Here is a 15,108-nt window from a genome sequence, read left to right on the forward strand (position 1 = left end):
CAATAAAAGGGGGCGCCTGGCTTCAGGCGCCCCCTTGCTGCTTCAAAATGTCCAATACCAAGTTGTTGTCATTCGAGTAATTTACTCATTTGCTTTCCGGGCTTTGGATCCACACCCCGCCGCCCTCCCTCCACGGGGATGACGGAGAGCGGCGGCCATATACCCTTTTGAACGCAACTTGGTATACGGCCTAGTATCTTGAGGGCGCGAAAAACTCCCTGACCTTCCGCCATACGGAGGAGGACTCGGACCCGGCCGTCTGCACAAAGCAGAGGTCGTCGTCGCTTTTGAAAATGGCCGCGGCTTCGTCCACGGTCCTCACATTCCTGAGGTATGTGAGCTTGCCGGTCGAATCGCCCGCCACGGCGTCCATGTCATTGTCGTTGTCCAGGTCGGCCATGACCACGGCGCCGGGGAAGGTTTTCTTCGAGGCGATGGCGAAGGGATTGGCGCTTCCCGCCTGTTCTTCAAAAGCCGGGGAGGTTCTGGTTCCCACGTTCTTGAAGTAACGGGCGTCCTGCCAGATCACATCGTGGGCGTCGGGCAGTTCTTCGCCTTTTCTCGGCCCCTCGTCGCCGGCAAAGTACATCAGTTTTCTGTACCAGGGCAGGCGGTCCCCCATGACGGCGTCCTGGTCCCCGTCGCCGTCAAAATCGGCGAACGACAAGGTGGGGACAAAGGAGCCCACAACCCCGCTAATCACCTCAGTTTGCGTGATAAGTTCAGAACCGGATATGGGCGAAATGGTGTACTGAATCATGGATGCCATGGGGTCGAAGAACACCGTGTCGGTGATCAGGTGCAAGGTCGGCGTGACGGTTGTGCCGTCGTTGCGATAAAAATATACGCCGCCCTGGTTTTCGCCGACCATGCCGGAGACGAAAACGTCCAGGTCGCCGTCGCCATCGATATCCACAAAGGCCGGGCTGGGATAGATGGGCAGGATGCCCAGTTCACCCAAGGGGTTTTGGTCCAGCGCCTTGAATTTCCGGGTTTCCGGCTCATATTCAAAGGCATCGATATTTCCGCCGCCAATTAACATGGACTTTCTTTTATAGACCCCCGTCGGCTCTATAACGACGCTGTATTGGGAGTATCCTGCATAAACCTCATTGATTCCATCTCCGTTCATGTCCGCAATGCCCGGAGACGGCAGAAAGTAATTGCCGGGCCAGGAGATGGGCTCGTCATCCAGGCTGTGCAGGGCGAAAAGGGGATCGGCTTCGCCGCCGATGTTTTCATAATAGTTCAGTAGAGATCTGCCGCTGCTCGCCTTGGATTGGGCTTTCTGTCCCCCATCGTAAAAGTTGTAACTCAGGCCGCCTACCACGGCGTCCATGTCGCCGTCTCCGTCCACGTCCCCTAAGGCGGGGATGGACGTGGCCGCTACGGGGCCCAAGTTGAAGGGGTTGTCGCCCCGGGAGCGGTAGTCCGGCTCAGTTTTCGTTCCCGTGTTCTGGTAATACCGGATGGAGTTGTTGGAGAGCATTGCCTCCAGGGAGTCCGTACTCCCGAAATACGGAACCATGGGGTTGGCCATAATGTATTCGCTGTAAAAGGAATTATATCCGTTTGTCCCTGTAAACAGGTCGTCCAGTCCGTCGCCGTTGATGTCCGCGAAAACCGGCGCCGAAGCTACTCCCGGGTCGACTCTGAATGGATTTTCGTCCTGGGTGCGCTCCTCGAACGAATATCCGTACTTGTCGCCGGTATTCTCAAAGAAGACCAACGGCCCGTAGGCGCTTCCCAGGAGCAGGTCCATGTCGCCGTCGCCGTCCACGTCGGAGAAAGCAGGCGCCGCGTTATAACCGGCGTAAATCGTGTTGGATTCGGAGTCCTGCAAATAGCCCTGGCAGGCAAATTCGATGGTTGCGGTTACCGGGCCTTTTTGGCGCTCCACTTCGCCGGTTATGTTTTCAAAAAAGGCTACATATCCATAATATCCGCCGACCATGCAGTCCATGTCGCCGTCGCCGTCAATATCCACAAAGGTTGGGACGGCGTCCCACAGGTCGCCCACAACAAGGGGGTTGTAATTCATGGCTTTGGTGGTTCCGGAAACCACTATGTTGCTTATGTCGAAAACAGGGGCTTGGGGCGTGCCCTTGTTCTCGAAAAAGCTGATGGAGGACATGTAGTCCGAACTCTTATTTTGCCAGGTCTGGTGGTAGCCTCCCTCCCACGTCCCCACAAAGCAATCCATGTCGCAGTCGCCGTCAATATCCACGAAGGAGGGCGCGGTATACCGGAAAAATTCCTCCGTGCCGTACAATGGGTTGCTTTTCGGTTTGACGAATACGAAGTTCGGCTGGGTTTTGCCGCCCTGATTTTCCCAGAAGTTGATGCTGCCCTGCCGGTTGCCCACAAAGCAGTCCAGGTCGCCGTCTTTATCTATGTCCACAAAGGCCGGTTTTGAATACTCTTCCATGGCGCCGGCCAGGGGGTTGGTTCCGCCGTAGTAATTCAAGCCAAGCCCGTCCGCCAGGGCGTCGCCCACGCCCCCGCCCAAAACCAGAGCGCCGGAAAAAGCCGCCGCTATGGCGCCCCGGGCGATCAGCCTTTTGGCGGAAGAGCCTGAGCCTGAGGGGGTAAACACGCCCGCCGCCGCCAGTTCCTTGCATGCGGAACGGCTGAGGCCGCCTTTTCGGGTGATGGGTTGAGCGGTTGTGAACTGGTGGACCTTGCTTTCCAAACCGGAACCGGTATTGGTAAAGGCCAGTGCGCAGCCAAATTTCCTGCTGGCGAATAGCGCCGTGGAGCCGACCTCCTCCAGCGCTTTTGCTACATTTTTCGAATCAATTGCCTGGATTCTTCTTCCTTGTTTCATCAAAAACACTCCTTTTTGGATTTCCTGCTCCCCCCGAAAAAAAAGCATAGTCTCTCGGCGTCAAACTTTTTGTACAGATAGGGCTTTATAGAATAGATTTTTAAAAAAGTTACAGGAAAAATACGTAAAAATTAAAATTATTTTTGAAAAACATCGTATAACGATGGTTATATGTGGTTTAAAAGCGGTTTTTTGATATGGATATCCCAGTGAGAATCAGGCGGATGAGCGGCAAAAAAATAATCTAAAAGCCAAAGGAGAAGATCGGCGGAGACGGCCCCTTGGAAGAAGGATGAACTTCCCCCTCAAAAAAACTCAGGGGCGCCCGAAAACAGGCGCCCCTGAGCATTACAAAAAAATCAGGATCGTTTAGTATTTGGAAGGCGCGAAAAACTCCTTGACCTTCCGCCACACCGAGGAGGACTCGGAACCGGCCGTCTGCACAAAGCAGAGGTCGTCGTCGTCTTTTAATATGGCCAGAGCCTCGTCCACGGTTTCCACATTCCGGTAATAGTAGAACTTGCCGTAAATCTCTCCGAATACTGCGTCCGGGTCGCCGTCACTGTCCAGGTCTGCAATGGTCGTGGCGCCGGGGAAGGTCTTGTCCAAAAAGCCCGAGAAGGGGTTGGCGTTTCCGGTTTGCTCCTCAAACATGGCTTCCGTAGCGGTTCCCGTGTTCTTGAAATAGCGGGTTCCCAAATCAAATTCCAGGGTCCCGGTGACCACGTCTTGTTTTGCTCCCCTGAGGTAAAACATCCAGGACCAGATGGAGAACCTGTCGCTCAACACGGCATCGCTGTCCCCGTCGCCGTCCCAATCGGAGAAGGACAAATACGGTATAAAAACGCCCGGGATGCCGCTTAACGGATTGGTTTCCGTGACCAGGGAGAAGGTGGGCGTGACGGCCGTTCCCACATTGCGGTAAAACATGATGTCCGCGTTGTAATAATCCCAGCCGTCTTCCGGCGAAATGCCGGAGATAAAAGCGTCCAGGTCGCCGTCGCCGTCAATGTCCGTAAAAGCGGCCTGGGGATAAATAGGAATGCCTTCCAATTCACCCAGGGGGTTCTCGCACAGCCAGTCGAAGGCCATTGTGTCGGTCACGTAGCTGAAGGCCTCAATCTCCGCCGTGGGCGTGATTGTTCTCTTTAAAATATTGTCATAATAAGTGTCATAGCTGACGCCAACGTAGACTTCATCTATGCCGTCTCCGTTCAGGTCTGCCGTGGTGGGAGTAGGCATGTACCAATCTTCGTTCCACACCATGCTCCAGGGATTGTTGTACATGGAGTGCTGGGCGAACAGGGGGTTGGTCGCGCTGCCCCTGTTTTCAAAATACTTCATGTCTTTGGGAGCGAAATAATCCGGATCGTATTTGACTTCGGCCCTTTTGTTGTAAAGGTTGAAGCTGGCGCCCACAATGGCGTCCAGGTCGCCGTCGCCGTCCATGTCCCCAAAAGTCACGCTGGGCATGAGGGCAGCCGGTCCCAGGTTAAAGGGGTTGTCGCCGCGGGACCGCAGATCCGGCGCGGTTGTGGAGCCCACGTTCTGGTAATAACGCAGAAAAATGTTGGAGTAGAAATCCGACAAGGCGGGAAGGTCATCCTCCTCTTCATCCTTGCGGTCGTCCACATAATATTCAAACGGAGAGGCGCCCACAAACAAGTCATAGGTCCCATTGCCGTTAATGTCCGCAAAGGCCGGCGCCGAATACATGCCGGGCGCCATTCTCGTCACGCTCTGGCACATCTCACGCCATTCCAGAACCATGTTCTGGGCGTCGCCCGTGTTTTCAAAGTACTGGATCGATCCGTACATATTGCCCACAAAAAGATCCAGGTCGCCGTCGCCGTCAATATCCGCAAAGAAGGGGGCTGCGACGCCGCCGTAGGCCCAGATGTAAAAACTTTCCGGATCCTTGCTTATGGAAAAGGCTTCCAGGGGGCCGCGGGATATGAACTCAATGGCGTCGCTGAGCCAGGTTTTGGTCTGGCTGTTGTCAACGGTCATGTTTTCATAATACCAGACGTATCCTTCTTCCCCGCCGATGAAAGCGTCCATGTCGCCGTCGCCGTCAATATCGGCGAAGGTGGGGGAGGCTTCTTCATCCTGGGTGAAGACGAGCGGGTTGAAGCCCACGGTCTTGCGGGTTTCGGTGATATTGCCCGTTTCAAAGACCGGGTTGGTCTTGCTTCCCGTGTTTTCAAAAAAGCTGACGTAAGAGGTGCTGCCGCCGTTCTTTACGCCAAAAGACTGCGATAAAGCGTATTTGTGGCCCACAAAACAGTCCATGTCGCCGTCGCCGTCAATGTCCACAAAGGCGGGAGAAGCCAGATAGGTCAGACCCTCCGTGCCGGTCAGGGGGTTGGCGTCCCCCTCGATCAGGCTGAAATTGGGGTTTTGGGAGGTTCCGTTATTCTTCCAGAATTCAATGTAGCCGTAGCCTCCGCCCACAAAGCAGTCCAGGTCGCCGTCGCCGTCAATGTCCACAAAGGCCGGCTTGGCGTCGTAAACCATCGTTTCGGCCAGGGGGTTGGTCCCGCCGTAGTACTTTAAGCCCAGATCATTCGCCGCCATGGCGTTGTTCAGGCCGCCGCTCATGAGCATGGCGCCGGAAAAGGCTGCGGCAAGCGCCCCCCTGGCGATCAGCCTTTTGGCGGAAGACTCGGATCCCACAGGATTCAAAAGCCCTGCGGCGGTCAGTTCCTTGCACGCACAACGGCTAAGAGCGTTCTTGCCAGTGATTGGGTGAGAGGTTGTAAACCTATGGGTTTTTCTTTCCACGCCCTGGCCGGTGTTGGTGAAAGCCAGCGCGCACCCCAGGTTTTTGTTGGCGAATAGCACTGTAGCGCCTTTTTGGGCCAGCGCCTCCGCCACCTTTTGCGGGTTTGTTTTGTTAACCTTTTGTCCCGTCTGCATAAAATCAACTCCTAAATTTTCAAAGGTTCGCCCAAGGTGGTAACCGGCAAGGGATGTTCCCCCACGCTCCCGAGCCAATCGATAAGTACGGTTTTCTGCGGTAAACTCATGTCCGCCCGTAGAGCAGACAATGGTCAACTTATTGTATTCAGCTATATTTGTTGTAGCTTTAAGGCTGGAGCTCAAAGTCGGATATACAGCTCCGACAGCATATATTACATCGTATTCTGAAAACAATATCATGCCTTTAACTTTCGGTCAAGCAAGCCCTGTCTGAATCAAAAAAATAGTGAGTATTCGGCCTAAACACAGCCTATGATTCGCCGCCGGTCTCAGGAAGCCCTTCTCCCCAACCCCTCAAAAAAAAATGGCATGGAAGGCTTTCCTCGCCTCCATGCCATTGTTCAACAAATCAAATTTTACCCCTTAATGTAAAGGGTCCGGCCCTGCCATGCGCTGAAACGCCGCCGCCGGCCTTAAGCAAGCATCTTGTGCACCATCCGGGCTTCCGTGACGTCTTCAATATAGGGCCGGAGGTGCTTTTCGAAAAGTTTCAGCACGGCTTCGTTGCGTACGTCCATCATAAACAGGGCGTTGGGAATATTCGCCGCCATCCTGCGCCTGGCCGCTTCAATCATCAACGGCATGGCCACGTTTTTGCCTCTCAATTCCTGGCTCAGGTACAGGGCGCTGTACTGCAGCGTATCAGGGGCCACCCGGTGGGCGATGCTCCAGCCTGCGATTTTTCCCTGATAGCGAAGGCCGATGCTGATTTTCGGCTCGATGATCTGCTCCTCCAGAAAAGGAGATAACTCCCTCGGAAATTCGGGATCCTTCATGATGCGATCCTGGATGTCGCGCCGGTCGTCATCCGTCAAGTCGCCCCAGTCAAACAACTCGCATATATGAGTGGGAAACGGCATGTTCAACCATTCCGCCCCTGCAATGGACTTGGTGGTGCTTTTTCCTATCACCCTGAGCGGCTTGGAGGGCGCCCATCCTTGCTTTTTAGCCAGCAGTTCCAGGGCCGTGGCGCCGTCCCAGTTTGTCCGGTAAGTTAAATCCATGGCTTTCAGGCCAAGATTCCTAAGCACGGCCTCCATCTCCGAAACCAACTTGCCTGCTATGCCCTGATTTCTGTATGGCGCCGCCACGGCCAGGGATATGATTTCCGCGGAAAAATTGTCCGGCCGCATTTCCGCAATGCAGGCGCCCACAAGCCCCTGGTCATTGGAAGCCGTGACAATGTTCACCTTGCCCGCCGGCGGCAGGCTTCTCCATCTGGCGGACAGCCTGGGAAAGGAAAAAGGCTCGAACTTCTGCGCCTCGGCCGGGTTAAGGCCTGTTTGGGATTCAAACTTGTAATTGGAGGTCTTGTCCTCCACTGGCACGCGCCAGGTGTGGGGAACGTTCTTTTCTTTGCCCAAATCCCCCGAGTCGATGGTGATGATGTGCCAGATCTCCTTGTTTTTCAGGCCCAGGGCCATGGGTCTGCGCACCTTGGGCAGAATCTGGACGTCGTAAAGCTCGGTGACAACGCCTTCTATCCGCGCCCAATGGGCCACCTCTCCGGTGTTGATGTTGATGACCATGAAGCCGCACCACGGCTCCGCGTCCCGGCTTTCCAGCTCATGATCCAGGTCCAGGCCGGTGAACGCCTTGTTCCGGGGCTTGGAAAGGCCTACAACCGCATAGTTTCCGCAAAAAGCCAGGCCGCGCATATATCCCGGGCAAAATGCCATGGGTTCGAACTCGCCGTTTTCCAGGTTGATGGCGCCGAAATAGCCCTTGCCCGAATTGCAAAGCCATAGTTTGTCCCGGTAATACCGGGGCGAGTGCGGCATGGACAAGCCCTGGGCCACGATCTCGTCGGTCTGGATGTCCACCACCACGCCGCCGTCGTTCCGGCGGTCCCGCCAGCCGGAAACCACGTCGGACCGGCTCACCGCGGTTACGTATTTGGCTTCTCCCTTAACCAAAGCCAGGCCGTTCAAGTGGCACCGGTCCTCGTGGGCCAGTTGCGAAATGAACGGAGGCCGCCAATAGGGCTTGAAGCTGTATCGGTCGCTGACCGTGGACAGGCAGCTGTACAGGGTGTTTACAAAAATGACGTCCCCGTTTTTGTCCACCACGACGTCGTGGATGTCCAGGTCGCCCGTGGTATAGGCCTTGCGCGGCACGTAAAGCCGGTCGTATTCATTGTACAACTCGCCGGGCGCCAGGGCGTTTTCAAAACGCCATAACTGATACCGGCTGCTCATGATCAAACTGTCCGGCGTAGCCCACAGACCCATGGCATGGTCGAACAAACGCTCAAAAGCCGACAGGGCGCCGTTTTCCTTCAGCCCCAGAAAGAACAGGCGGCTGCTCTGGTAGGTCGTAAAAGCCAGGCTGATTTGTTCCTGATTCAGCCAGGACAGAAAACCCTGGGAGCAAGTGATTTCAACGGGAGGTTTGTTCTGGCTCTGCTGGGGCGCGACGGGATCCATATATGTACCTCGATAACCTAAAGAATTATTGACTGACGGTCTTTAATGCGTTGAAAATTTCTGCTTTGGGCGCGGCGCCCTGACGCAAAATAAGCGGAGGATCCTCCGTGACGTCCACCACCGTGGAGCCTGCGCCCCCGGCGAGCTTTCCGGCGTCCAATGCCAGGGGCGTCCTGTCAAGCACCGCCTGGGTCAGTTGCCCGAAATCCCCGGCCCCGGGCTCGCCCGACAGATTGGCGCTGGTGCCGGTAATGGGCTCGCCCAGGCCTTTGACCAAAGCCCTGGCCACGGGATGGGCGGCCATGCGGATGCCGATTTTTTTCTTGCCTCCCAAGAGCGAGGGCGGCAAAAGGCCCGAGGCGTAAAACACCAGGGTCATTCCCCCGGGCCATAATTTCTCCATGAGAAGCCTGCCGCTTTCAGGAATCTCCCGCACAAGAGGCTTAACCTGGTCTATGGAATTCACCAAAATCAACAAGGGCTTGTCGTCCGGCCTGCCCTTGATCCGAAACACCTCGGCCACGGCCTGGGGATCGGACGCCTTCGCCGCCAGTCCGTAAAGGCCGGTGGTGGGAAAAACCACCACCCCGCCTTCCTTCAAAACCTGCACGGCTTCATCGATCGCCTCTCCCCTTGGATCGGACGCATCAACACGCATTATCCGGGCCATGGCAATTACCTTAAAAACATGGGGTCAAATCTACGTTTGACGTTTGAGCCCCTTAAAACCGCTAAAGGGCTTCCACCTTTTTGGCCTTGGCGATGACTTCCTCCGCCATTTTCTCCTTGAACGCCGCCAGCCGTTTGGCCACGGTTTCGTCCGCAACGCCGATAATCTGAGCGGCCAGAACGCCGGCGTTCTTGGCGCCCATTTTACCCACAGCCACCGTGGCTACGGGAATTCCCGGAGGCATCTGCACCGTGGCGAGCAAAGCGTCGAAGCCGGCCAGAGGCGTGGCGTCAATGGGTACGCCGATGATGGGCAGGGTGGTCTGGGCGGCCAATGCCCCGGCCAGGTGCGCGGCGGCGCCGGCGCCGGCGATGATCACCTTGATGCCCCTGTCCCGGGCCGTGCGGGCGATTTCCGCGGCCCGTTCCGGCGTGCGGTGGGCGGAAGCCACGGTCATTTCGTACGGAATGCGCAGCTTGGTCAACATTTCCGTAGCGCCTTGCATCACCTTCAGGTCGGAGTCGCTGCCCATGAGGATGGAGACCAAAGGCGCGGGCTTGACGTGCCTGCTGGCTTTTTGTCCGATGTCCTTACGCTTGTACACGCCGGTCCACTTGATTTTATCCGCGGCCTTGTAGGCTTTGGCAATGGCTTTGTCGATGGTCTCCCCCAAGGCGGTCACGCCAAGCACCCGGCCGCCGGAAGCGACGATCTTCTCGTCCTGCAAGGCCGTGCCCGCATGGAACACAAACACGTCCTTCATGCGTTTGACCGCGTCCAGGCCGGAAATGGGCATGCCCTTGTCGTAAGATCCGGGGTATCCCTTGCTGGCCAGGACAATGCACACCGCAGCCTGGGGATCGATTTCCAGGTTGACCTTGTCCAGTTCTTCCCTGCTCACCGCTTCCATGATTTCCACAAGGTCGGTTTTCAGGCGCATCAAAAGGGGTTGGCATTCGGGATCGCCGAAGCGGGCGTTGAACTCCAGCACCTTGATGTCGTCGCCGTCGATCATAAGTCCGGCGTACAACACGCCCTTATAAGGAGCGCCCTCGGCGGCCATGGCCTTGACCGTGGGCTTCATGACTTCGTTCATGATCTTGTCGTGCATGTAGGCGTCCACAACCGGAGCGGGGGAGTAAGCCCCCATGCCGCCGGTGTTGGGGCCTTTGTCTCCGTCGAAGATGGCCTTGTGATCCTGGGAAGAGGGCAGCGGCAGCACGGTCTTGCCGTCGGTGAAAGCCAGGAACGAAGCTTCCTCGCCCGCCAAAAGCTCTTCGATGAGCATTTTCTTGCCCGCGTCGCCGAAGGCCTTTTCCTCCATGACCAGGTTGACGGCCTCCAAGGCCTGCTTTTTGTTGGTGCAGACCATGACTCCCTTGCCTGCAGCCAGGCCGTCGGCCTTCACCACCACCTTGCCGCCTACTTCTTCAATGTAGGCTTTGGCTTTTTCGATGTCGGTGAAGGTTTTTCCCACAGCCGTGGGAATACCGTATTTGGTCATGAGGGATTTGGCGAAGGACTTGCTGCCTTCCAGACGGGCGGCCGCCTTGCTGGCGCCGAACACCATGAGCCCGGCTTTTTCGAACTTATCCACAATGCCTTCGGTGAGGGGCGCCTCGGGACCCACCACGGTCAGGCCGATGGCGTTTTCCTTGGCAAAGGCCAGGAGATTGGGAATGTCTTCTGCGCTGATGGGCACGCATTCGGCCGATTCCGCGATGCCGGCGTTGCCCGGCGCGCAATAAATCTTTTCGACCTTGGGGCTTTGGGAGAGTTTCCAAACCAAAGCATGCTCCCTGCCTCCCGAACCTATAACCAATACTTTCATTTGCGCCTCCTGTTCAGCCCGTGGGGGGACGGGTTAGGGTAGTAAATCTGATTGCAATTTGAAGTCTTATAGCGAAAACACAGGCCTTTAGCAAGAGCGCCGGGAACGATTTATGACAGGGTCTAAAGGTATTTTCCAGCCGCATCCCGCGCCGCCCCCGGCGCAAGAGATGGGGTCAAATCTACGTTTGACGTTTGAGGCGCATTTTTATGCCGACCCCGGCATGCAATGCCTTAGGCCGAAGGCCAATAAAGGAGCCCTGTAGGTTTGTGGAAATTGAGTTTGATCTGCGGTTGAAAAGAAGCATTCGAAATCGTCTTTTTGCAGCGGCGCTGCTTGCCGCGCCCGGTGGTTGCGGGGCCTCCCCGCCGTAGTTGTTCTTGGTTGCGCGGTCCTCGCGCTGCAGCAGCAAGGCTTGCGCCGCTTTACTTTTAAAAATAACCCAATTATAACTTGATAAAGTCAGTCATATGATGCAACATGCCGCCCTTTGGCCCGGGGAGGCCGGAATCCCACGCCATGCATCACATTTGGTAATCCAAAGAAAGACAGGCGTCATGCAGAGTTTACGAAGTCGAGCCATTATATTTTTGATGAAACATCGCCACTGGTTTTCGCTCAAACTAAAGGCGGAGGTTATTGATTTTAATTCGCCCGTGGCTGAAATGCGGGCCAAAGTGGAAAAATCCGCCGCAAGAATGGCCAAGATGCCGGAAGGCATGGAAGCCGTCCCGGCTGACATGCAAAATCCCACTGGAGAGATCATCCGTTACAAGGACTCCCAGGACGACCGCATGATCCTCTATTTTCACGGGGGCGGATACGTCATGGGCTCCGTCAAATCCCATCGCGGCATTGTGGCCAAATTCGTCAAAGGAACCGGGATCAACGCCCTGTGCTTTGAATACCGCCTGGCGCCCGAGCATCCCTTCCCCGCCGCCTTGAATGACGCCGTGGCGGCCTATCAATGGCTGCTGGACCAGGGAACAAAACCCGGCTGCATCGTATTCATGGGCGATTCAGCCGGCGCGGGCCTGGCTTTGGCGGCCCTATTGGCCCTGAAAGAGAAAAGCCTTCCTCAGCCAGCGGCCGCGGCGGTCATGTCTCCTTGGGCGGACGTCGCCTGCACCGGAGAGTCCTACAAAAAGACCGACCCCGTGGCGCCCAAGGGATCTTTTTCAGTGTACGGAACATATTACGCAGGGGACAACGACAAAACCAACCCGCTTGTTTCGCCTGTTTATGGGAACCCGGAGGGCCTGCCGCCCTTGTTTTTATCCGTGGGGGAAGACGAACGGATTCTGGACGATTCGGTGCGGTTTGCGGAAAAAGCCGAAAAGGCGGGCGTGGATGCAACCCTGAAGGTGGGCGAGGGCATGGTCCATTGCTATCCGGTGCTGTCGCCAATGTTCCCCGAAGCCAAGGAGGCCATGGACGAAATTTGCGCCTTTGTGAAAACGCGTTTGGGCGGGTATGCCTGATGCTGGAATTTTAAGGGGTGGAATCCGCTTGCTTTTTTGATTCGCCGATGGATAAGGCGCAGGTTCAGCGGGATTACAGGATTCTGCTTCAAAAACGGTTTGAACTGCGTGTGCTGCGCCCCCCGGCATGAAACGTCCCGGCAACCATGTGGCGCCCGAGGGGCGCGGCTGTATTGCCCCCCATCCTTTGCCCATGCGACTATTCCACAACGAGACTGGGTCCCCGTTTCCTGGATTGCGTCATGATGATTGCTAAAAGACGCACAATCATTCCGCCCCTCCCTCCACGGGGATGACGGAGAACGGCGGATTTAGCAGGCAAAGGGGGGGCGTTCCCGCATCCTCATATAACGGCTGCAAGCGCCCTCTGCACATTCCCAACCTCAAAAAATCGTCATCCCGGCAAGGGCGATCCGCTTTTCAGGATCGTCCGCAAGCCGGGACCCAGCGTCATTTTGGACTGGCCTTGGAATATAATTACTTGTTTGAACGCAACCTGGTCTCAAACGTCAAACGTAGATTTGACCCCATTCTTTGTCCTACAACACCAAATCCTTGATGAACTCCATCAACTGATTCAGGTTCTGGACCTGCCGGAATTCGTGGCAATACCGTTCGTAGGTGCGCATTTCGCTGTCCCCGGAATACCAGAACACCTCGTGCTCGGGGTTGAGCCAGATCACCCTCCGGCACTTGTCCCGCATTTGGTCCAGAATGTCCGCCTCGGGATTGGAATAATTGGACCGTCCGTCCCCGATGATAATCAGGGTGGTTTTTTTGTTCAGGATGTCCATGTATTCCCGCTTGAAATGGCGGAAGGTGGCGCCGTAATCGGTCCTGGCTTCAAAGGGAATCCGGTCGCTTCGAAGGACCTCTTCGATGGCTTGGTTGATCTCGTGCTTTTCAAAGATGTCGCTCACTTCGGTCAGGCTGTTGACGAACACAAAAGAGCGGACGCCGGTAAAGCGTTCGGAGACCGAGTACAACAGGTTCAGCATGAAACGGGCCGCGGCCCACACCGAGCCGGACACGTCGCACAGGGTGACCACCTTGCCTTTGCGGGGGGGCTTGGACTTGAAAATCAGCTCCACGGGCACGCCTTGATACTTGGAGGCCGCCCGAATGGTCTTTTTGATGTCCAGCACGCCGGAGGTCTTCCGGGCGTATCTGCGGCCGATGGTGTCCTTGAGCTTGGCCACCAGATGGTCGATGATCTCCCGCATCTCCTCCACTTCCTTACGGGAAAGCGATACAAAGGGCTTGTCGCCCAGTTGGGCCAGGTGCTTTTCCGGGGAGGTGGATTTTTTCATGGACGCGTTGTCCGGCCGGGGCTCCTTGGTGAGCATTTCCTGCGCCGTGGCCAGGCGCTCGTCAAAATACTCCCGCAACTGCTGGCGAATCTGGTAGTCGATGGTCTCCGTCACTCCGGGCGAGGGCGTGCGGCTTTCCAGAAATTGGGCGATAAGCTCCCGGACGTCGTTAAAGCCCAGCATGATCTGGAGCCTTTTGGCCAGCTGGCCCAGGTTGGAGCCTTTGATGCGCGGACCGGAGTCCTCGTCCGTCTGCATTTGCTGCAGCAATTCCAGGTATCCCATGGGATTGCCGGCCATGAGGTCCATGATCGCCTGGCTTTCCTGATCCTGGCCCATGTTCTCCTGCAGAAAGTCCAGGATCTCCTCCAGGTGCTGGGCCATGGACTCGGATTTAACGTCCAGGTCCGTCTGCATTTCGTGGAAGAACAAATGGTACAAGTGGTCGAACTTGGCTTGCTCCCGGCGGCTTTTGACGAAATTCGACCGCAAAAGGATTTTGAATTCCTCCTCGTCCGTAGGATTGGCGTACTGCATCTGATCCAGGCAGTCCAAAACCTCGGACGTGGACACCCTAAGCCCCGCGGCCCGGGTGCATGCGGCGAATTTTAGGACAAGCTGCATCATTGTATGCCGGCCTTTTTAGACATGTCTTCCATGTACTTCATGACTTTTTCCGTGTCCGAGCGGTATTTGGTGATGACGCTCAGGGTGTCGCGGATGATGTCCTGGCTCAAATCGCCCACCTGGAGCACCATCAGGGATTGCGCCCAGTCCAGGGTTTCGGAGATGCACGGCTTTTTCTTCAGATCCAGGTCCCGGATTTCCCGGATGGCGTCCACAAGCTGGAAAACCAGCGTATCGTTGATGCCCGGCTGTTTGAGCCTGACGATCCGGGCTTCCAGGTCCCGGTCCGGATAATCGATGTATAAATGAATGCACCGGCGCTTGAGGGCGTCGGACATGTCCCGATAGTTATTGGATGTCAGAAAAACAAAGGGGATGGCCACGGCCTTCTTGGTGCCCAATTCCGGGATGGTCACCTGAAAGTCGGACAGGATTTCCAGCAGAAAAGCCTCGAATTCAGGGTCCGATTTGTCCACTTCGTCCACCAGAAGCACCACGGGCTCCTTGGATGTGATGGCCGACAGCAGCGGCCTGGGCTGGATAAAGCGTTCGGAAAAGAAAGCGTCTTCCTGGGCCGCGATCTTGTCCACGGCATCGGACAGGGAACTGGACGCTTCGATGACGTCGTGAATCTTGTCCTTGACCATTTGGGTGTACAAAAGCTGCTTGGCGTATTCCCATTCATACAGGGCTTTGGCCTCGTCCAGGCCTTCGTAGCATTGCAGCCGGATCAACTCGCGGTTTAGGCAGCGGGAAACCGCCTTGGCCAACTCGGTCTTGCCTACGCCCGCAGGGCCTTCCACCAAAATAGGCTTGTTGGTGGCGCTGGCCAGAAAGACCACCGTGGCCGCCAACTTGGAGCATATGTAATCGGCGTCTTCCAGCTTGATTTTTACGTCCTCGACACTTTCAAATAGCATAAATACCTCGAATTCATGAAAAGCCCCGCCCGGG

General features: G+C 56.1%; 8 protein-coding genes. 1 reads left to right on the forward strand and 7 read right to left on the reverse strand.

What is annotated here, in order from left to right; all coding sequences use genetic code 11:
- Positions 1–190: 190 nt before the first annotated feature.
- From BUE18_RS07020 to purD, 5 genes are all read right to left on the reverse strand, one after another.
- Positions 191–2,827: an FG-GAP repeat domain-containing protein gene (locus tag BUE18_RS07020; RefSeq protein WP_170868289.1), complete on the reverse strand. Its 2,637-nt coding sequence runs from the start codon at positions 2,825–2,827 to the stop codon at positions 191–193.
- A gap of 369 nt (positions 2,828–3,196) precedes the next feature.
- Positions 3,197–5,746, reverse strand: a complete 2,550-nt coding sequence (locus BUE18_RS07025; protein ID WP_073474341.1) for an FG-GAP repeat domain-containing protein — start codon at positions 5,744–5,746, stop codon at positions 3,197–3,199.
- A gap of 476 nt (positions 5,747–6,222) precedes the next feature.
- On the reverse strand, positions 6,223–8,235 hold the full coding sequence (locus BUE18_RS07030) for a TIGR03032 family protein (protein ID WP_073474342.1): 2,013 nt from the start codon (positions 8,233–8,235) through the stop codon (positions 6,223–6,225).
- 25 nt (positions 8,236–8,260) lie between these two features.
- The gene (locus BUE18_RS07035) at positions 8,261–8,905 is read right to left on the reverse strand and encodes an L-threonylcarbamoyladenylate synthase (protein ID WP_073474343.1); all 645 of its coding nucleotides are present in this window, start codon (positions 8,903–8,905) and stop codon (positions 8,261–8,263) included.
- Between the two features lie 61 nt (positions 8,906–8,966).
- Positions 8,967–10,736: a phosphoribosylamine--glycine ligase gene (gene purD, locus BUE18_RS07040; protein ID WP_073474344.1), complete on the reverse strand. Its 1,770-nt coding sequence runs from the start codon at positions 10,734–10,736 to the stop codon at positions 8,967–8,969.
- A gap of 593 nt (positions 10,737–11,329) precedes the next feature.
- Between purD and BUE18_RS07045 the strand changes: the two genes are divergently transcribed.
- Positions 11,330–12,217 carry an alpha/beta hydrolase gene (locus BUE18_RS07045; protein ID WP_244549291.1) on the forward strand — a complete coding sequence of 296 codons (888 nt, stop codon included), beginning with the start codon at positions 11,330–11,332 and terminating at the stop codon, positions 12,215–12,217.
- 539 nt (positions 12,218–12,756) lie between these two features.
- Here the strand turns inward: BUE18_RS07045 and BUE18_RS07050 are convergent.
- Positions 12,757–14,154, reverse strand: a complete 1,398-nt coding sequence (locus tag BUE18_RS07050; RefSeq protein WP_073474346.1) for a vWA domain-containing protein — start codon at positions 14,152–14,154, stop codon at positions 12,757–12,759.
- Positions 14,151–15,074 (reverse strand): AAA family ATPase, encoded by a 924-nt coding sequence (locus tag BUE18_RS07055; protein WP_073474348.1) that lies wholly within the window; start codon positions 15,072–15,074, stop codon positions 14,151–14,153. The genes BUE18_RS07050 and BUE18_RS07055 overlap by 4 nt, the downstream gene beginning before the upstream one ends.
- Positions 15,075–15,108: the final 34 nt, after the last annotated feature.

Source organism: Desulfatibacillum alkenivorans DSM 16219 (assembly GCF_900142135.1).
Lineage (GTDB): Bacteria > Desulfobacterota > Desulfobacteria > Desulfobacterales > Desulfatibacillaceae > Desulfatibacillum > Desulfatibacillum alkenivorans.